Annotated in this window: 14 protein-coding genes; 8 read left to right on the forward strand and 6 right to left on the reverse strand. The window is 69.5% G+C overall.

Annotated features, from left to right (window positions below; translation table 11 throughout):
• Position 1 precedes the first annotated feature (1 nt).
• The 6 genes from ACZ63D_RS34060 (at position 2) to ACZ63D_RS34085 (ending at position 6,182) form a co-directional block, all read left to right on the forward strand.
• Positions 2–1,441, forward strand: a complete 1,440-nt coding sequence (locus ACZ63D_RS34060) for an FAD-dependent monooxygenase (RefSeq protein ID WP_465358418.1) — start codon at positions 2–4, stop codon at positions 1,439–1,441.
• Positions 1,442–2,860, forward strand: coding sequence for an MFS transporter (locus tag ACZ63D_RS34065; protein ID WP_465358419.1), 1,419 nt, complete (start codon positions 1,442–1,444; stop codon positions 2,858–2,860). It begins immediately after the preceding gene.
• Positions 2,861–2,986: 126 nt separating this feature from the next.
• On the forward strand, positions 2,987–4,195 hold the full coding sequence (locus ACZ63D_RS34070) for a cytochrome P450 (protein ID WP_465358420.1): 1,209 nt from the start codon (positions 2,987–2,989) through the stop codon (positions 4,193–4,195).
• A 70-nt stretch (positions 4,196–4,265) separates the two neighbouring features.
• The gene (locus ACZ63D_RS34075; protein ID WP_465358421.1) at positions 4,266–4,832 is read left to right on the forward strand and encodes a TetR family transcriptional regulator; all 567 of its coding nucleotides are present in this window, start codon (positions 4,266–4,268) and stop codon (positions 4,830–4,832) included.
• Positions 4,833–4,872: 40 nt separating this feature from the next.
• Complete coding sequence (locus ACZ63D_RS34080; protein WP_465358422.1) at positions 4,873–5,799, forward strand: aminoglycoside phosphotransferase family protein; 927 nt, start codon at positions 4,873–4,875, stop codon at positions 5,797–5,799.
• A 128-nt stretch (positions 5,800–5,927) separates the two neighbouring features.
• Complete coding sequence (locus tag ACZ63D_RS34085; protein WP_465358423.1) at positions 5,928–6,182, forward strand: hypothetical protein; 255 nt, start codon at positions 5,928–5,930, stop codon at positions 6,180–6,182.
• Positions 6,183–6,208: 26 nt separating this feature from the next.
• On the opposite strand, the gene ACZ63D_RS34090 is transcribed toward ACZ63D_RS34085, so the two are convergent.
• The gene (locus tag ACZ63D_RS34090) at positions 6,209–6,835 is read right to left on the reverse strand and encodes a YigZ family protein (protein ID WP_465358424.1); all 627 of its coding nucleotides are present in this window, start codon (positions 6,833–6,835) and stop codon (positions 6,209–6,211) included.
• Positions 6,836–7,395: 560 nt separating this feature from the next.
• Here ACZ63D_RS34090 and gltB point away from each other — a divergent pair.
• Positions 7,396–11,928: a glutamate synthase large subunit gene (gltB, locus tag ACZ63D_RS34095; protein WP_465358425.1), complete on the forward strand. Its 4,533-nt coding sequence runs from the start codon at positions 7,396–7,398 to the stop codon at positions 11,926–11,928.
• A complete protein-coding gene (locus tag ACZ63D_RS34100; RefSeq protein WP_465358426.1) occupies positions 11,921–13,372 on the forward strand; it encodes a glutamate synthase subunit beta in 1,452 nt (483 codons plus the stop codon). The genes gltB and ACZ63D_RS34100 overlap by 8 nt, the downstream gene beginning before the upstream one ends.
• Before the next feature lie 126 nt (positions 13,373–13,498).
• Here the strand turns inward: ACZ63D_RS34100 and ACZ63D_RS34105 are convergent, their stop codons facing one another.
• The 5 genes from ACZ63D_RS34105 to ACZ63D_RS34125 all read right to left on the reverse strand — a co-directional run bounded on the left by ACZ63D_RS34105 (position 13,499) and on the right by ACZ63D_RS34125 (position 18,906).
• Positions 13,499–14,905, reverse strand: a complete 1,407-nt coding sequence (locus tag ACZ63D_RS34105; protein ID WP_465358427.1) for an amino acid permease — start codon at positions 14,903–14,905, stop codon at positions 13,499–13,501.
• Positions 14,906–15,061: 156 nt separating this feature from the next.
• A complete protein-coding gene (locus tag ACZ63D_RS34110) occupies positions 15,062–15,565 on the reverse strand; it encodes a GNAT family protein (RefSeq protein ID WP_465358428.1) in 504 nt (167 codons plus the stop codon).
• Between the two features lie 87 nt (positions 15,566–15,652).
• Positions 15,653–16,612, reverse strand: a complete 960-nt coding sequence (locus tag ACZ63D_RS34115; RefSeq protein WP_465358429.1) for an amino acid ABC transporter substrate-binding protein — start codon at positions 16,610–16,612, stop codon at positions 15,653–15,655.
• Positions 16,609–17,904, reverse strand: coding sequence for an MFS transporter (locus ACZ63D_RS34120; protein ID WP_465358430.1), 1,296 nt, complete (start codon positions 17,902–17,904; stop codon positions 16,609–16,611). The genes ACZ63D_RS34115 and ACZ63D_RS34120 overlap by 4 nt, the downstream gene beginning before the upstream one ends.
• Positions 17,905–17,934: 30 nt before the next feature.
• Positions 17,935–18,906 carry an ATP-grasp domain-containing protein gene (locus ACZ63D_RS34125; protein WP_465358486.1) on the reverse strand — a complete coding sequence of 324 codons (972 nt, stop codon included), beginning with the start codon at positions 18,904–18,906 and terminating at the stop codon, positions 17,935–17,937.
• Between the last annotated feature and the right edge of the window lie 294 nt (positions 18,907–19,200).

Consider the following 19,200-nt stretch of genomic DNA (forward strand, 5'->3'; position numbering starts at 1 on the left):
CATGGACATCGAGGTCGCGGTGATCGGCGCCGGGCCCGTCGGGATGGCGGCGGCCGCCTTCCTGCGCCGCGCCGGGGTCGCGGTCCGCGTTTTCGAGGCGAATCCGGAGCGCGCGGGGCAATCGAGGGCGACCACGATCCACCCGCGCACCCTGGAGATCCTCGACGCGCTCCCAGACGAGCACGGTTCGCTGGCCGCGCGCATGGTCGCGGCGGGAAACCCCGTGCCCGCGGCGCATTTCGCGGCGTTGCCGAACCGGTTGAGCTACGCCAGGCTCGACACTTCGTTCCCGTTCGTGCTCCTGCTCCCGCAGCCGGAAACCGAGCGGCTGCTCGCCGAGCATCTCGCCGCGCAGGGCGTCGCGATCGAACACGGCTGGAAACTCGCCGACCTGACGCAGGACGAGCAAGGCGTCACCATCATCTCGGAAACCGGCGACGCCGTCCGCGCCCGCTACGTCGTGGGCGCGGACGGCGCACACAGCGCGACCAGGCACGCGCTCGGCCTCGCCTTCCCCGGAACACCTGCGTCCACAATGGGTTTCCTCGCCGACGTCCGGCTGCGACGCCCGCCGGCGCATCCGCACAACTGGGACTGGGAACGCGGCTCCTACAGCGCGCTTCCGCTGCCCGGCGGCATTTACCGCGTCTTCGGCCACGAACCCGGCGACACCGGCCTCCCGCCCGAGGAAGCCGCCCGCCGCCAGGCCCAGATCCCCAGCGAAGCCGAACTGCGCGCGACGCTCAAACGGCTCGCCGACGACGATTTCGGCATCACCGAAGTGCTCTGGGCTTCGCGAACGGGCGACACCACGCGCCATGTCGAGCAGTACCGCACCGGCCGGGTGTTCCTCGCTGGCGACGCGGCCCACGTTCATCTTCCGGCGGGCGGGCAGGGGCTCAACGTGGGCGTGCAGGACGCGGCGAACCTCGCGTGGAAGCTCGCCATGGAGGTGCACAGCCGCGCGCCGCGGCGGATCGTCGACGGCGCGCAGTCCTACGACGCCGAACGCCGCCCCATCGCGGCCCGGCTCGCGGCGAACACCCTCGCCCAGGCCGCACTCATGGTCACCTTCACCCCCGGGGGAAAAGCGTTGCGGGACTTGATGTCCGACCTCATCGGCCGCGACGGCGACACCGCGGACGAACTGAGCGGCTGGCTGTCCGGATTGGACGTTTCGTACGCCGAGGACGGCGGTCTCGCCGGCCGTCGCGTCCCCAATCTCCCGCTCGCCGACGGCCGCACCCTCCATCGAGCGCTCCGGCCGGACCGCTTGACTCTCGTCGCTTTCGGCTCCACGGCGGTCCCGGACGAAGAGAATGCTGTGCGCTCGAACCGGGATTGGCACGACTTAGCCGCCGTTCTCGTGCGCCCGGACGGTTACGCCGCCGAAGCATGGGCAGCGGGCGACACCATCGCCTCTGATTGGAAGGAGCACTGAATGGGAGCCGACACCGCACGCGGACGCCTCGGCATTCTCGCGATTTTGTGCTCCAGCATCCTCGTCGTCGCGATGGACAACACCATCGTCAACGTCGCGCTCCCGGTTATCCGCGCCGATCTCGACGCGTCGATCAACGGTCTGCAATGGACGATCGACTCCTACACACTCGTGATCGCGTGCTTCCTGATGCTCGCCGGAGCCACCGGAGACCGGTTGGGGCGCAAGCGAACCTTCCTGGCCGGACTGGTCCTTTTCGGACTCGGCTCGCTGCTGTGCAGCGTGGCCCCGTCGATCGGCTGGCTGGTCGCCGCGCGGATCGTGCAGGCTCTCGGCGGCGCGATGCTGAACCCGGTCGCGATGTCGATCATCACGAACGTCTTCTCCGACCCGGGCGAACGGGCGCGGGCGATCGGGGTGTGGGGGTCGATCGTCGGGATCTCGCTGGGCGTCGGCCCGGTACTCGGCGGGGTGCTCGCCGAAAGCGTCGGCTGGCGGGCGATTTTCTGGGTCAACGTCCCGGTGGTCGTCGCCGCGTTCGTGCTGACCGCGCGTTACGTCCCGGAATCGCGCGCGCCCCGGCCCCGCCGTCCGGATCCGGTGGGGCAGCTGCTGGTCGTGGTGCTGCTCGGTTCGGTGGTGACCGCGGCGATCGAGGGCCAGCGGCTCGGCTGGGGTTCGCCGGCGATCGTCAGCCTCGGCGCGCTCGGCGCACTCGCCTTGCTCGCGCTGATCCGGTGGGAACTCCGTCGCCGGGAGCCGCTGGTCGAACTGCGGTTCTTCCGAAGTGCGCCGTTCTCGTCGGCCACCGTCAGCGCGGTGTGCGGGCTGGCCGCGTTCGGCACGTTCCTGTTCCTGTCGCCGCTGTACCTGCAGGACGTGCGCGGGCTGTCGGCACTGCAATCCGGATTGATGCTGCTGCCGACCGCCGTGGCCGTGACCATCGCCGCGCCGCTGGCAGGCCGTCTCCTCGCCACTCGCGGCGCGCGGATTCCACTGCTGACCGCTGGGATCTCAATGACCGCCGTTGCCATCCTGCTCGCCACCTCGTCCGCCACCACGCCGCTCTGGGCGCTCGCGCTCGCGTACGGCGTTTTCGGCCTGGGCTTCGGGCTGCTGAACCCGCCGATCACCAATGCCGCGGTGAGCGGCATGCCCCGCTCCCAGGCCGGAGTCGCCGCCGCGGTCGCGTCCACCTCCCGGCAGGTCGGGCAAACCCTCGGCGTCGCCGTCGCGGGCACCATCCTCGCCGCGGCGGCCACCCCGCTCACCGGTTACGCCACCGCCTGGTGGGCCGTCGCGGGCGGCACCACGCTCATCATCGCGCTCGCCGTCCTCGCCACCACCGCTTGGGCGCGCGCGGGGGCGGAACGGGTCGCCCGCCGTTTCGCCGACGAGCCGATCACCGAACCGGTCTAACCGGGGTGGGTGAATCGGGCAGAGCTGTGGTCCTTCCGTCGCCTATCCCGCTCACCGGCCCCACGACGGCGCGGGCGTCTCCACAGTGGAAGATGCCCGCACCGTCGGAGGAAAGGCGCCATCCGCATGCCCACCCCGCCCGAGACCCCGGCCCTTCCGACCGCCCGCCCGGCTGGCTGCCCGTTCGATCCGCCCGCCGAGTACGCCTCGCTGCGCGAGACCGCGCCGGTGTCCCGGATCCGCTGCCCGGCCGGATTCGACACCTGGCTGGTCACCCGCTACGACGACGTCCGCGCGGTGCTCGCCGACCCGGCGCTCAGCTCGCGCGGAGCGTCGTCGGTGCACGTCAAAGCGGATCAGAACCCCTACGCCGAGGTCGACCCGGGTTCGATCATCCAGCTCGACGGCGCGGAGCATTCGCGGCTGCGCAAGATGGTCGTCGCCGAGTTCACCGTCCGGCGGGTGGAGCGGCTGCGCGAGTACGTCCGCGAGCAGGTCGAGCAGCATCTCGACGCGATGCTCGCCAAGCCCGGCCGCGCCGATCTGGTCGAGGATTTCGCGCTGCCGATCCCGTCGCTGGCGATCTGCGAACTCCTGGGCGTCCCGTATGCCGACCGCAAACTGTTCCAGCGCCAGAGCAGCGTGCTGGTCAGCACCGACCAGGACCCCGAGTCCACCGAGCGGGCCTACCACGAACTGGCCGGCTACCTGGGGAAACTGTTCGCGGGGAAACAGCAGGACCCGCGGGACGACCTGTTCAGCAGGCTCATCGTCCGGGCCGAGGCCTCCGGCGAACCGCTCGATCTGGACGAGCTGATCATGCTCGGCCTCAGCCTGCTGGTCGCCGGCCACGAGACCACCGCCAACATGATCGCGCTCAGCGCGCTGGTGCTGCTGGAACACCCGGAGCAGCGCGAGCAGGCCCTCGCCGACCCGCCGCGGGCGGTCGAGGAACTGCTGCGCTACCTGTCGGTGGTGCAGTTCGGCGTGCTGCGGTACGCCACCGAAGAAGTCAAGGTCGGCGACCAGACGATCGCCCCGGGCGAGTGGCTGATCGCCGCGCTGAACTCGGCCAACCGCGACGAGGACCGCTATCCGCACGCCGACCGGCTGGACTTCGCCCGGGAATCGCCGCGTACGCACGTCGCCTTCGGGTTCGGCGCGCACCAGTGCATCGGCCAGCAGCTCGCGCGGGTCGAAATGCAGGAGGCGCTGACCGCGTTGTTCCGCCGCGTGCCCGGCCTGCGCCTGGCGGTGCCGAAGGAAGCTTTGGCGTACAAGCACAACACGCTCGTCTACGGCCCCGAGGAGCTGCCGGTCGCCTGGTCCGCGTAGTTCGTCCGGCCGGCCCGCGAGCCGCCGGGTTAACCTCTTCGCGCACACCAGCGCACCCCAGGGGGAACCGATGGCCGCGGACCAGCCTTCGCGCAAACGCGACGCGACGGCGACCAAAGCCGCGCTGCTGGACGCCGCGGCGGAGCTGTTCGCCGACCGCGGCTTCGACCGCACCACGGTGCGCGACATCGCGCACCGCGCGGGGGTCAACCAAGCACTGCTGTTCCGGTACTTCGGCAGCAAGGACGCGCTGTTCGAGCACGTGATGGCGCGCGGCGGACTGGCCCAGGTCGAGACGACCCCGCCCGAGCGGCTGTTCTCCGCGGCGCTGCGGAGCCTGCTCGAAGGCGACGACGCGGCGTCCCGTTCGATCGAGACCTACCTGCGGTCCTCGGGCACCGATCGCGCCGACGAAGCCCTCCGCGCGCAGCTCGACGCCGAATACACCCGCGCGCTGTCCGGGCTCACCGACGAGCCGGACGCCGAACTGCGCGCCGACCTCGCGATGGCCTGGCTGCTCGGCATCGGGCTGGTCCGCTCGGTCACCCGCAAGGAACCCCTGGCCACCGCGCCCGCCGACGAGATCGAACGGCTTATCGGACCCGCCGTGCGCACCCTGCTCGAACGCAGCAGGTAATTCGCTACCTCGCGCCGGGCCGCGTCGATACCGTCGGCGCATGTTCCCGCCCGCCGCCACCGAGGCCGAGTCCGACCAGCTCACCCGCGAGGATCTGCTGCCCGCGGTGCGCGTCCTTCTCCGGACGCTCGGCGAGCCCGGCGAACCCGTGCCCTTCGAGGACGGTTCGCTGCCGGTGTACGCCGTCGGCGACCAGCTCGTCCTGAAGCTCTATCCGCCGGTGTACCTCGGCGAGCTGACCACCGAGCGCACGATGCTGGAGGTCCTGTCCGGCAAGCTCCCCGTCCCCACTCCCGGCGTCGTGCACGCCGGGACCCGCGACGGCTGGGGTTACATCGTGATGGAACGGCTTCGCGGGCGCACGCTCGGCCAGGTCTGGTCCGAACTGTCCACAGCGGACAAACTCGCGCTCGCCTCGGAGATCGGCGAGGCGCTGTCCGCCTTGCACTCCGTGCACGACCCGGCATTGTCCGTGCTCGCTCCCCCGGACTGGACCGCGTTCCTTGCCGGGCAACGGGAAAAGCTGCTCGACCACCACCGCGCGACGAAACTGCCCGAACACTGGCTCGCGCAGCTGCCGGAATTCGTGGACGCGGTCGAGGTGGGAAAGCCGGAAACGGCGCCGTTGCACACCGAAGTCATGCGCGACCACCTGATGGTCGCCCGGGAAGGGGACAGCTGGCGGCTGACCGGGCTGTTCGATTTCGAACCGGCGATGCGCGGCGCGCCGGAATACGAGTTCGCGGCGGTCGGCTTGTTCGTTTCGAGCGGCGACTCGGCATTTCTGCGCAGTCTCCTGCTCGCTTACGGTTACCGTCCGTCCGACCTCGGCCCGGATTTCTCCCGCCGCTGCCTCAAGTATGCGCTCCTGCACGTGTACAGCAACTTCCGCTGGTATCTTAACGTCCTCCCAGCCCCGCCGGAACCGACTTTCGGCTCCCTCGCGCAGACCTGGTGGGGCGTCTGAGGAGCACCCCGGAATCACCCGCGACATACCCCGTAAAAAGGAGTGAAATACGCGACAATCCGGCAATCGCGGCGGACACTGGAACTGTTCCCGGGTATCCAGGGGCCGGGACAGAAGGAGGGACCGCCGTGACCGCCGAGTTGAACCATCGGGAGCGGGCAACCCTGCGCGCCGTCGCCGAGGGGCGCGCGGAAATCAGCTGCAGCTGCGAACCGGACCTGTTCGTCGAGGGGCTGAGCTGCTGCGACCAGGGCACTGTCCGCGATCTCGTCCGCAAGGGGCTGATCGCTCCCGCGCAGGACGGAACGTGCGGGAAGCGGGTGCCCGCGGTGCTCACCGAGGCCGGGGAGCGCGCGCTGGGCGGAAAACCGGTCGCCGCTTGATCTTCCGGGCCTGAGCCGGTGCGCGGCTACCCGCGCACCCACTGCTCCCCCAGTTCGGTCGCGACCGCCTCGCCGCCGGTGAGGTCGGCCAGCCAGCCGCTGAATCGTTCCTCCTCGCCGGGGACCAGCCCGACCTCGAAGTGGGCCGAGGCCTCGAAACGCGTCTCGTGCAGCACGTACGGCGAGGCGCGGAGATCGTTCTCGAAGCGGCCGGCCCGCGCGTAGTCCATCGTCACCTCGAACAGCCGCAACCGCCGGTACTCCACCAGGCCCACCGCGTCGAGCGCGTCGGACACCGCTTGCCCGTACGCACGGATCAGCCCGCCCGCGCCGAGCAGCACGCCGCCGAAATGCCGCGACACCACCGCGACCGTGTCGGTGACTTCCCGGCGGCGCAACACCTCCAGCATCGGCACTCCGGCCGTCCCGGCGGGCTCGCCGTCGTCGCTCGAACGCTGGGTGCGGCCGTCCGGACCGAGGACGAACGCGTGACAGTGGTGCCGCGCCGAGGGTTCCGCCCGGCGGCGGGCCGCGACGACCTCCCGCGCGGCCGCCTCGTCCGCCACCGGGGCGAGCGCGCACAGGAACCGTGAACGCCGTATTTCAATCTCGTGCATCCCGGCCACTGCCACGGACAGATAACGATCAGTCATCGGCGCTCACCCTCATGACCACCAGTCAACCAGCGGCGAGCGCGGGGTTGACACCCGGAGGGCAGGCAGGTTTGCGCAGGTCAGCACCCTTGCTGACCGCCTGCCGGGAGAGACGGCCCGACATATGGGAGTACCCCGGAAGGCGTCAACGTATGCGTGGCCTTTCCCACGAGAGCGCGACGACGTATGTCGATCACAGCGAATTCACACTATCGTCATAAGACCCGGCGAACCCGGGAGTCACCACCACGCGCCCCGGCCGGCCCCCACCACACAGGCCGACCGACCCCGGCGCGTGCGCCTGTACAGCGACGTGCAGAACTTTTCCGCCGCCCATCGCCGTGCGGTGACAAACCATCCGGCACCCGGCCCGGTCTCCGACCGGCCGCGGTCAGCCGCGCATCGCGACGCAGTGCCGCGCCTCGCGACCGCGAAGGCACCGGATGGTTTCCCTTCTCGACTGACCATCGCGGTTTCGGACCACTTCGTTAACCGGTTCAGTGCTGAACCCCCCTCCGGAGTGAAAGAAACCGCGCCAACGCCTTGGGAGGCGGCCAGCCGTGACCCACCGTTCGAGCACCCCGGCCACTGAAGGCCTCTACGACCCCGCTTACGAGCACGATGCCTGCGGGGTGGCGTTCGTCGCGGACCTGACCGGTCGCCGAGACCATCAGATCGTGGCGAAAGCGCTTGTCGCGTTGAAGAATCTGGAACATCGCGGCGCACGCGGGGCCGAACCGGACACCGGGGACGGCGCCGGCCTGCTGATCCAGGTTCCCGACGCGTTCTACCGCGAGGTCGCCGGGTTCGAGCTGCCGCCCGAAGGCAGTTACGCCGTCGGCACCGCGTTCCTGCCGAAGGGCGAAAAGCGCCGCGGCCGCGCCATGACCACCATCGAGCGGATCGCCGCCGAGGAGGACATGCGCGTGGTGGGCTGGCGCGAGCTGCCGGTCGACACCGCGCACTGCGGCCCGACCGCGGCGCAGACCATGCCGCACTTCACCCAGCTGTTCCTGGCCGGGCGCAAGAACAACCTCGACGGTCTCGCCCTCGAGCGCGCCGCCTTCTGCGTGCGCAAGCGCGTTGAGCACGAACTGGTCGAGGATGACGTGTACTTCCCGTCGCTGTCCTCGCGCACGATTGTCTACAAGGGAATGCTGACCGAGCCGCAGGTCGAGAAGTTCTTCCTCGACCTCACCGACGAGCGCGTGACGAGCGCCATCGGCCTGGTGCACTCCCGCTTCTCCACCAACACTTTCCCGTCGTGGCCGCTCGCGCATCCGTACCGCTACGTGGCGCACAACGGCGAGATCAACACCCTCAAGGGCAACCGCAACTGGATGGACGCCCGCGAGGCGCTGCTGGAAACGGACCTCATCCCGGGCGACCTCAAGCGGATCTACCCGGTCATCACGCGAGGCGCGAGCGACTCGGCGTCCTTCGACGAGGTGCTGGAGCTGCTCCACCTCGGCGGCCGGTCGCTGCCGCACGCGGTGCTGATGATGATCCCGGAGGCGTGGGAGAACCATCAGGAAATGGACCCCGCGCGCCGCGCCTTCTACGAATTCCACTCCACCCTCATGGAGCCGTGGGACGGCCCGGCGCTGGTGGCTTTCACCGACGGCGCGCAGATCGGCGCGGTGCTGGACCGCAACGGCCTGCGCCCGGGCCGCTACTGGGTCACCGACGACGGCCTCGTGGTGCTCGCCAGCGAGGTCGGCGTGCTGGAGCTGGACCAGGCCAAGATCGTCCGCAAGGGACGGCTCGAGCCGGGCCGGATGTTCCTCGTGGACACCGTCGCCGGGCGGATCGTCGAGGACGAGGAGATCAAGGGCCAGCTCGCGTCCGAGCACCCGTACGACGAATGGGTCGACGCCGGGCTGCTCCGCCTGGAGGACTTGCCCGAACGCGACCGCGAGGTCCCGCTGCACGCCGCGCTCGTGCGCCGGCAGCAGGCGTTCGGCTACACCGAGGAAGAGCTGGAAACCATCCTCGAGCCGATGGCCCGCACCGGCGCGGAGCCGATCGGGTCGATGGGCAACGATTCGCCGCTCGCGTCCCTTTCCTCGGGGTCGCGTCCGCTGTTCGACTACTTCATCCAGCTGTTCGCCCAGGTGACCAACCCGCCGCTGGACGCGATCCGCGAGGAGCTGGTGACCGCGCTGGGCACGCAGATCGGCGCGGAGCCGAACCTGCTGACCGCCGACGCGTCGTCCTGCCGCCGGATCGTGCTGCCGTTCCCGGTGCTGGACAACGACCAGCTCGCGAAACTGGTGCACGTCAACGACGACGGCGACCTGCCGGAGTTCCAGGCGGTCACCGTCATGGGCCGGTACAAGGTGGCCGGTGGCGGCGAGGCGCTGGTGCAGCGGCTCGACGAGATCCGCGCCGAGGTGTCCGAGGCGATCGAGGACGGCGCGCGGCTGATCGTGCTGTCCGACCGCGGGGTCGACGCCGACCACGCGCCGATCCCGTCGCTGCTGCTCACCGGCGCGGTCCACCACCACCTGGTGCGGGAGAAGACGCGCACGCAGGTCGGCCTCATCGTGGAAGCCGGCGACGCGCGCGAGGTGCACCACATCGCGCTGCTGGTCGGCTACGGCGTGGCCGCGGTGAACCCGTACCTGGCGATGGCGACGGTCGAGGAAATGGCGCACCGGGGCCTCATCCCGGGCGTGACTCCCAAGCAGGCCACCGCGAACCTGATCAAGGCGCTCGGCAAGGGTGTCCGCAAGACCATGTCCAAGATGGGCGTGTCCACTGTGGCCTCCTACACCGGCGCGCAGATCTTCGAGGCGGTCGGCCTCGGCGCCGAAGTGATCGACACCTGTTTCACCGGAACGACTTCCCGGCTCGGCGGCGTCGGTTTCGACACGCTCGCCGAAGAGGTCGCGCAGCGGCACGTGCGGGCCTTCCCGGTCGACGGCGTCCGGGCGAGCCACCGCGAGCTGGAAACCGGCGCGGACTACCAGTGGCGGCGCGAAGGCGAGCCGCACCTGTTCAACCCGCAGACGGTGTTCAAGCTGCAGCACTCCACGCGCACCGGGAAATACGAGATCTTCAAGGAGTACACGAAGGCGGTCAATGATCAGGCCGAAAAACTGCTGACGCTGCGCGGGCTGTTCGACTTCAAGTACGGCGAGCGCACGCCGGTGCCGATCGAAGAGGTCGAGCCGGTTTCGGAGATCGTGAAGCGGTTCGCCACCGGGGCCATCTCGTACGGCTCGATCTCGATGGAAATGCACCAGACGCTGGCGATCGCGATGAACCGCCTCGGCGGCAAGTCGAACACCGGCGAGGGCGGCGAGGACCCGGAGCGGCTGTACGACCCGGAGCGGCGCAGCGCGGTCAAGCAGGTCGCCAGCGGCCGGTTCGGCGTCACCAGCGAGTACCTGGTGAACTCCGACGACATCCAGATCAAGATGGCGCAGGGCGCGAAGCCCGGCGAGGGCGGGCAGCTGCCCGGCGGCAAGGTGTACCCGTGGATCGCGAAGACGCGGCACTCCACGCCGGGCGTCGGGCTGATTTCCCCGCCGCCGCACCACGACATCTATTCCATCGAGGACCTGGCTCAGCTGATCCACGACCTCAAGAACGCCAACCCGGACGCGCGCATCCACGTGAAGCTCGTGTCCGAGGTCGGTGTCGGCACGGTCGCCGCGGGCGTGTCCAAGGCGCACGCGGACGTCGTGCTGATCTCCGGCCACGACGGCGGCACCGGAGCCTCGCCGCTGTCCTCGATCAAGCACGCGGGCGGACCGTGGGAGCTGGGCCTGGCCGAAACGCAGCAGACGCTGCTGGCCAACCGGCTGCGCGACCGGATCGTGGTGCAGACCGACGGCCAGCTCAAGACCGGCCGCGACGTCGTGATCGCGATGCTGCTCGGCGCCGAGGAATTCGGCTTCGCGACCGCGCCGCTGGTGGTGTCGGGCTGCATCATGATGCGCGTGTGCCACCTCGACACCTGTCCGGTCGGCGTCGCGACGCAGAACCCGAAGCTGCGCGAGAAGTTCAGCGGCAAGGCCGAGTACGTGGTGAACTTCTTCGAGTTCATCGCCCAGGAGGTCCGGGAATACCTGGCGGAGCTGGGTTTCCGGTCGGTCGAGGAGGCCGTGGGCCACGCCGAGCTGCTCGACAAGCGCAAGGCGGTCGACCACTGGAAGGCCGCCGGGCTCGACCTGTCGCCGATCTTCCACGTGCCCGAGCTGCCGCCGCGCGCGGTGCGGCACCAGGCCGTCAAACAGGACCACGGCCTGGACAAGGCGCTCGACAACACGCTGATCCAGCTCGCCGAGGGCGCGCTGGCGGCGGGCGACAAGGTGCGGCTGGAACTGCCGGTGCGCAACGTGAACCGCACCGTCGGCACCATGCTCGGCTCGGAGCTGACGAAGAAGTGGGGCGGCGAAGGGCTTCCCGACGACACCATCGACGTCACCTTCACCGGGACCGCGGGCCAGTCGTTCGGCGCGTTCGTGCCGAAGGGCATCACGCTGCGGCTCTACGGCGACGGCAACGACTACGTCGGCAAGGGCCTGTCCGGCGGGCGGATCATCGTGCGGCCGCCGAAGGAATCGCCGATCGTCGCGGAGAACCACATCATCGCGGGCAACGTGATCGCGTACGGGGCCACGAGCGGCGAAATCTTCATCCGCGGCCAGGTCGGCGAGCGGTTCTGCGTGCGCAACTCGGGCGCGCTGGCGGTCGTCGAGGGCGTCGGCGACCACGGCGGCGAGTACATGACCGGCGGCCGGATGGTCGTGCTGGGCGGGATCGGCCGCAACTTCGCGGCGGGCATGTCCGGCGGTGTGGCGTACGTGCTGGACCTGCCGGCGCACCGGGTCAACCCGGAGATGGTCGACATCGACCCGCTGGACGCCGCGGACGTGGACTTCCTCCGCGAAACCATCGAAAAGCACTACAACGAAACGGAATCCGCCGTCGCGCGGGCTTTGCTGGCGGACTGGGACAGTGCGGTCGACCGGTTCGGCAAGGTCATGCCGAAGGACTACAAGCGCGTTCTCGCCGCTCAGGTCGCGGCCGAACGCGACGGGCGGGACGTGAACGAGGCGATCATGGAGGCCGCACATGGCTGACCCCAAGGGCTTTCTGACCACCACGCGCGAGGAACCGAAGCGGCGTCCGGTGGACCTGCGGCTGCTGGACTGGCGAGAGGTCTACGAGGACTTCGCGACGACCAAGCTGGAGAAGCAGGCCGGGCGCTGCATGGACTGCGGGATCCCGTTCTGTCACCAGGGCTGTCCGCTCGGGAACCTGATCCCGGAGTGGAACACGCTGGTGTGGCGGGAGGACTGGCAGCAGGCCGCGGAACGGCTGCACGCCACGAACAACTTCCCGGAGTTCACCGGCACGCTGTGCCCGGCGCCGTGCGAAACCGCGTGCGTGCTCGGCATCAACGACGATCCGGTGTCGATCAAGCGGGTCGAGATCTCGATCATCGACCGGGCTTTCGAGGAAGGCTGGGTCACGCCGCAGGTCCCGGTCGCCAAGACCGGCAAGAAGGTGGCCGTGGTCGGGTCCGGTCCGTCCGGGCTGGCCGCGGCGCAGCAGCTGACCCGCGCGGGCCACACCGTCGTGGTCTACGAGCGGGCGGACAAGATCGGCGGCCTGCTGCGGTACGGCATTCCCGAGTTCAAGATGGAGAAGTTCCGGCTCGACCGCCGCCTCGACCAGATGCGGGCCGAGGGCACGGAATTCCGGACGTCGGTGAACGTCGGCGTGGACGTGACCGTCGAGGAGCTCAAGGACAACCACGACGCGGTGGTCCTGGCGGGCGGCGCGACGGCGTGGCGCGACCTGCCGATCGAGGGCCGTTCGGCCGAGGGCATCTACCAGGCGATGGAGTTCCTGCCTCCGGCCAACCGGGTCGCTTCCGGCGAGCTCGAGGAATCGCCGTATTCGGCCAAGGGCCTCGACGTCGTGGTCATCGGCGGCGGCGACACCGGCGCGGACTGCGTCGGCACGTCGCACCGGCAGGGCGCGAAGTCGGTGACCCAGCTGGAGATCATGCCGAAGCCGCCGGAGTCGCGTTCGGAAGCGCATCCGTGGCCGATGTACCCGATGATCTACCGGGTCAGCTCCGCGCACGAGGAGGGCGGCGAGCGGCTGTACTCGGTCAACACCCAGGAGTTCCTGGCCGACGAGAACGGCCGGGTGCGCGCGCTGAAACTGGTCGAGGTGCGCAACGAGGGCGGCAAGTTCGTTCCGGTCGAGGGCACCGAAACGGAGCTGCCCGCGCAGCTGGTGCTGCTGGCGATGGGCTTCCTCGGCCCGCAGCGCGAGGGCCTGCTGACCGACCTTGGCGTGGAACTGGACCAGCGCGGCAACGTCGTGCGGGACAAGAACTTCCGGACCACTGTGGACAATGTGTTCGTGGCGGGCGACATGGGCCGCGGGCAGTCCTTGATCGTGTGGGCGATCGCGGAGGGCCGCTCGTGCGCGGCCGGCGTGGACGCCTTCCTCACCGGCCGGGGCGTGCTCCCGGCCCCGATCGCGCCGACGGACCGGCCGATCTCCTGAGGACTCGGAGCGGGCGCGTCACCGTCGCCGCGCCCGCTCCGTTCGGTTTCGGGACCGGCGCGTCACTGCCGCCGCGCTGGTCCCGGCTGTCGGGCGGGTGCGACAACGGCGTCGCATCCGCCCTTTTCATTCCCCGGCCAGCCCGGGGGCGGATTCCCCTGGCACCACGGAAGTCCGGCGGCGCACGAACAGCAAGTACACGGCCGTGACCGCGAGGACGAACGGGACGCCGACCAAGCAGGCGAGCCGCATGTCCGGCACGAAGATCCCGGTGGCGAGCACCGAGAGCAGCACGAGGATGCCCAGCACGGGAAGCACGGGGCCGCCCGGCAGCCGGATGCTCGACCCCGTCGCCGCCCCTTTCCGGCGAAACACCAGCAGCGTCACCAGGATGGCGATCCACGTGGCGATGATGCCGAAAGCTCCGGTGGCGAGCAGAATGCCGAACGTCGCCTGCCCGGCGTAGGCGGCCAGGACGGCGGCCACGAGCAGGCCGACGGTGGACGCCAGGGTCGCCGCCCACGGCAGCCCGCGCCGGTTGGTGCGGCTCAGCCGCCGGGGAGCGAATCCGTCGTGCGCCAGCGAATGCAGCATGCGCGCGGCGGCGTACAGGTTCGCGTTGGCCGCGGACAGCGCGGTGACGATGAGAACGAAGTTGGTGATGGTCGCGGCGGCGGGGATGTCCGCGCTGGCGAACGTGGCGACGAACGGGCTGCCCTCCAGACCGTGCACCCGCGACAGTTCGGTCCACGGCCGGATGGCCAGCATGAGCAGGATCGCCAGCAGATAGAACAGCGAGAGCCGGGTGATGACCGAACGCGTCGCGGACCGCAGCGCGGCACCGGGCTGCCGGGCCTCCGGTGCGCTGACCGCGACCACCTCGATCCCGGCGAAGCCGACGACCACGATCGACATGACCAGCCACATCGCGCCGGGCCCGTGCGGGAGAAAACCGCCGTGCGAGACCAGATTCCCGAATCCGGTGGCGGGCCGGCCGGGCAGTCCGAAAAGGACGAGCACGAGGCCGAGGACGAGGAAGACGCCGATCGCGAGCACCTTGATCCCGGCGAACACGGATTCGGCCGTGCCGAAGAACCGGACGTGGGTCAGGTTCACGAGGGTCAGCAGCAGCGAGAACACCGCGACGGACAGCCAGACCGGCACTTGCGGCCACCAGAAGTTCAGGTAGATGGCGGCGGCCACGACCTCGCTGCCGATGCCGACGACGAGCGCGAACCAGTAGGTCCACCGGACGGCGAACCCGGCCAGCGGTCCCAGGTACCGCCCGGCGATGGCTCCGAACGAGCCCCGGACCGGCAGCGCGCTGGTCATTTCCGCCAGCGCGATCGCCACGATCGCGGCGATGACCGCTCCGACGAGGTAGCTGACGAGCACGGCGGGTCCCGCCACCGAAATCGACGATCCCGCGCCGAGGAACAACCCGGTGCCGATCGCGGACCCGAGACCGAGCATGGTCATCTGCCGCCGGGACAACGAGCGCGAAAGATCGGAATCGAGAGAGGTGTCGCTCATTCGGCGCTCCCGTGCGGCAGGTGGGCGGACGCGACGATTCCGGCTCGGCGGACTCCTGCCCCCGCTGAATCCAGGGTCGCGCCGAACGCCATTCAGGAAGAAGCGAAGCCGCGGATCACCTCGCGGCGAACAGCGGGACCGCTCCCTCTTCCGGCTTCACTGAGCCGACAGCGGGCCCACTCGGCACAGCACTTCCGTCTCGTGCTGGACGGGGAATTCCCATTCACCGAAAAGCACGCTGAATTCGATCCGGATCTCGCGTTCCCGGGCGAACTCGCGCAGCAGGGTCCGGGCCGGGTCGTCGCTCTGCCTGATCGAGGTCTCGAAATGGCTGAGGCCGCTCAGTTCCGTGCGGCCGATCAGCGTGTCCAGCATGCCGCGGACGACCGGGCCGGGCTCGGCGACCTCGGGATCGACGGCGACCTGAGAGGCGAACAGGACTTTCGGCGCACGGGGCCGCAGATAGCCCGCGACGAAGCCGATCAGCGCGCCCTCGCGGAAGGCGACAACGGAAGTAGCGGAGAAATCCTGGCACAGGAGAAGGCAATGGCGATAACCGCACGCGTCGTTCGCCGAACGCCGGGCGAGACGCCAGATCTCCGGCGCGTCCCTGACCTCGGGTTTTCTGAGCGTGATCGACGACAAATCCGAAATCCCCATTTGCGAAATGGTATCAGCGGACCGGTGGCCGGTCAATTGCTGTTTTCATTCTTCCGGTCCTTCCGATCGGCGGCGGCCGAACGATCTTCACCCGAGCGGCGGTGCGTACATCAGTCCGCCGCGCAGCCAAAGTTCGTTGTAGCCGCGAGGGACGCACAATCCGGAGACTTCCCCGAGATTGCGTTCGTAGATTTCGCCGTAGTTCCCGACTTCGCCGATCACGGCGGAAATCCACTCCGGATGCAGCCCCGCCTTCGCCGCCAGCCGGGACTGGCCCGCCAGCAAGGGAAAATCCTCCGCGGCCCCTTCCCGTACCCGGTCCGAGGCGAGTCCTTCCGCCTCCGCGGCGATGAGCGCGAAAAGCACCCAGCGGACGAGCTTCGCCCACTGCGGATCGTCGTCTCTGACCACCGGGCCCATCGGTTCCATGGACACGCGCTCGGGCAGCACGAAGTGGTCGTCCGGATTTTCGAGCCGGGTGCGTTCTCCGGCCACGACCACGCCGTCCGCGACGTAACCCACGATTTCGCCGTCGACATACGCGGCGAGTGCCGAAGCCGGAGAGGGAAAAAGCTTGCAGTGCACGGTTTTGCCGCGCGGACCGAACCAGGCCCGCAGCGCTTCCTCGCTGCTCGTGCCCTCGCACATGCCCAAGGTGCGCCCGTCGAGATCCTCGGCCGAGGCGATCCCGCTGTCCCGCCGCACCAGGATGGCGCCTTCGTCGTAGCACGTGGTGAGAACGAAGGCGACGTGCTCGCCGCATTCGCGGCTGAACGTCCAGGTGGCGTTGCACGCGAGCAGGTCGACCTCGCCGGAGGTCAGCGCGGGGATCCGGCCCTCCGGGTCGACCTCGGTGTACTCGATCCGGCCGGGACCGCCGAAGAGCGCGGCCGCGACGGCGCGGCCGGTGTCGACGTCCAAGCCGCGGCGGACTCCGGCGCCATCGGTCCACGACAGGCCGCGGATGCCCGTGCTCACGCCGAGCCGGAGATGCCCGCGGCGGCGGATCGCGTCGACCGTCGGCGAAAGCGGGTGTGCCGCGGTCATGACGCGCGCGGTTTCGGCTGAGGGGAAGAAACCGGCGAATCCGCAGTTCCGCGAGTGCCGCGGTAATGGATCCTGGCGACCGCCGCGACGGCGATCAGCGCCCCGGCGAGGGCGACGGCCGTGCTGATCGCGTAGCCGGGGCGGGCTCCGTAGTGCTCCATCACCCAGCCGACCAAGGGCCCGCTGATGGGGATGCCGCCCATGTACGCCAGGGTGTACACCCCCATCGCCCGGCCGCGCATGTCCGGGTCGCACGAGCTTTGCACGACCGAGGTGGCGCTGGCGTGGACGACGACCCCGAGTGCTCCGGTGGGCACCATGAGGACGGCGAAGAGCCACACCGACGGCGAAGCGGCGGCAGCGAGCTGGACTACGCAGAAGCCGAGCGCGGTCGCGAGCACGAGGCGCAGCCGGGCGCGCCGCAGCCAGGCCGCGCCCAGCGCTCCCCCGACCGATCCGATCGCGAGGAAAGTCGTGAGCCAGCCGAAGGTTTCCGCGCCCGAATGGAAGATATCGGCGGTGTACACGGGAAGGACGAGCGCGAAATTGAACGCGAAGGTCCCGAGGAACGCCATCAGGAAGATCGGCCAGAGCAGCGCGGGATGCCCGCGGACATGCCGCAGTCCTTCGCGGACCTGGCCGGGCGCCCGCGGCGTCGGCGTGTGGGGATGCAGCTCCGCGGGCCGGAGAAGCCAGAGCGAAGCAACGACGACGACGCAGGAGGCGGCAGTCAGCGCGAACGCGGTCGAGGTGCCCCCCAGCTGGATGAGCGCCCCGGAGATCGCCGGGCCCGCGAGGCTCGCCACCTGGAAGCAGGCCGAGTCCAGGCTGACCGCGTTGTGGAGCAGGTCTTTTCCGACCATTTCCGTGAGGAACGACTGCCGGGCAGGCGTTTCCACCGCGCTGGCGACGCCCAGGAGGAAAGCGGCGACGTAGACGTGCCAGATCTCCGCGCGGCCGAAGTAGACGAGCACCGCCAGCCCGAGAGCGATCACGCCCATCGCCGTCTGGGAAACCACCAGCAGCATCCGCCGGGAAAACCGGTCGGCCAGCAGTCCGCCCCACAGGCCGAAGAGCAGGATCGGCAGGAATTGCAGCGCGGTGGTCACGCCGAGCGCCGAGGCGCTGCCGGTGAGCGAAATGACCAGCCAGTCCTGGGCGATGCGCTGGATCCACACGCCGATGCTGGAGATCAGCCTGCCGAAAGTGAACAACCGGTAGTTCCGCACGCGCAGCGCGCGGAACATTCCGGTCGCCCGTTCGGCCGGCTGCCGTTGAGCCGTGCTGTTCATTCGCCTGCCTCAGTGCTGGGCCGTGCCGGATCAGCCGGCGACCGAAGTGTCCACTCGCACGGCGCCGGAAAACCACTCGCCGAGGTCGCGCAGCAGGCCTTGCGTTTCCCGTTCGTCTTCGCCGGTGACCACCGCGCGCGCCGCCCGGAAGAACGAGTCTTCATTCATGTTCCCCAATTGCTCGCCGACCTGGACTTCGACTTCGCCGAATACGACGCCGGGCCGTGCCCGCAGTTCCTCGGTGCCGGGAACCGACAGTAGCAGTCCCGGCGGCGCCTTGAGGTGGACATCTCCGAAGCTCGCCGGATCCGGCACGACCGGTTCGGTCACCCCGGTGGGCAATCCGAGGATCGTCCGGGCCCATTCGTCGTGCAGCGAAACTCCGAATTTCCGGAGTACGACCTCGTCGGTCAATCCGCCGCCGACGCGGCCGCCGCACTCGCCGAACACCAGGTGCCCGTCGGGGTGCTCATAGGCTTCGAGGTGGAACACCCCGTCGCGGTGGCCGAGCGCGGGAAGCACGCGTGCCGCGAGATCCCGCGCTTTCGCGTAAAGATCGGGTTCGACGCCAGGGTCCAGCACGACCGCGGCGGCGAGAGCGCCTTCGTGGATCTTGATGCAATTCTGCAGATAGCGGGAAATGCTCACCAGAACCAGTTCGCCGTTTCTGATCGAGCCGTCCACCTGGATCTCGCCGCCGGGCACGAAATCCTCGACCACCCAGGGGCCGAGTACTCCCGCTTCGGCGCATTGTTTCGCCGCTCGCTCCAGATCCGCGGCCGAACGCAGGATGAAGGTGTCCTTGGAACCGGAAACGGCGGGCGGCTTGATCACGATCGGGAATTCCGGCGGAGCCGCTCTGAGCTCGTCGAGATGGTCGACCGCCCGGCACGGCGTCACCGCCACGCCCGCCTTTCTGACCAGGCTTTTCTGGACGAACTTGTCCCGCATGGAGACGACGTGGTCCGGGGACGGCCCGGGTTTTCCCGCCACCATGGCCATGACCGAAGCGGCGTAAAGGTTGTATTCGTCGTTCCCGCAAATGGCGGTGTAATCGGTCAAGCTGACGCTGTCCCGGCGAAGCGCGCACAGCACGTCCTCGCAATCGGTGGTGTCGCGGACGACGACCACCCGGGAGACGCCCGGAACATTCCGGGCCTTGGCCGCGTCTTTCGCATTGACCACGCAGGTGACCGCGGCCCCGTGGGCCGCGAGCGCCGCGACCGAACCGGGGCGGCAATCGATGTAGAGGACCGGCAACGCATCGGGCATGGAAGGATCTGCCAATCTCGGGTC

Source organism: Amycolatopsis sp. NPDC104775, assembly GCF_055583325.1.

Bases quoted from the DNA above. Each gene is read 5' to 3' on its own strand.
- ACZ63D_RS34065 (WP_465358419.1), top strand. From the start codon at position 1,442: ATGGGAGCCGACACCGCACGCGGACGCCTCGGCATTCTCGCGATTTTG.
- ACZ63D_RS34080 (WP_465358422.1), top strand. From the start codon at position 4,873: ATGTTCCCGCCCGCCGCCACCGAGGCCGAGTCCGACCAGCTCACCCGC.
- ACZ63D_RS34100 (WP_465358426.1), top strand. From the start codon at position 11,921: ATGGCTGACCCCAAGGGCTTTCTGACCACCACGCGCGAGGAACCGAAG.
- ACZ63D_RS34125 (WP_465358486.1), bottom strand. From the start codon at position 18,906: ATGGCCATGGTGGCGGGAAAACCCGGGCCGTCCCCGGACCACGTCGTC.
- ACZ63D_RS34090 (WP_465358424.1), bottom strand. From the start codon at position 6,835: ATGACTGATCGTTATCTGTCCGTGGCAGTGGCCGGGATGCACGAGATT.
- ACZ63D_RS34070 (WP_465358420.1), top strand. From the start codon at position 2,987: ATGCCCACCCCGCCCGAGACCCCGGCCCTTCCGACCGCCCGCCCGGCT.
- ACZ63D_RS34120 (WP_465358430.1), bottom strand. From the start codon at position 17,904: ATGAACAGCACGGCTCAACGGCAGCCGGCCGAACGGGCGACCGGAATG.
- ACZ63D_RS34105 (WP_465358427.1), bottom strand. From the start codon at position 14,905: ATGAGCGACACCTCTCTCGATTCCGATCTTTCGCGCTCGTTGTCCCGG.
- ACZ63D_RS34075 (WP_465358421.1), top strand. From the start codon at position 4,266: ATGGCCGCGGACCAGCCTTCGCGCAAACGCGACGCGACGGCGACCAAA.
- ACZ63D_RS34060 (WP_465358418.1), top strand. From the start codon at position 2: ATGGACATCGAGGTCGCGGTGATCGGCGCCGGGCCCGTCGGGATGGCG.
- ACZ63D_RS34110 (WP_465358428.1), bottom strand. From the start codon at position 15,565: ATGGGGATTTCGGATTTGTCGTCGATCACGCTCAGAAAACCCGAGGTC.
- ACZ63D_RS34115 (WP_465358429.1), bottom strand. From the start codon at position 16,612: ATGACCGCGGCACACCCGCTTTCGCCGACGGTCGACGCGATCCGCCGC.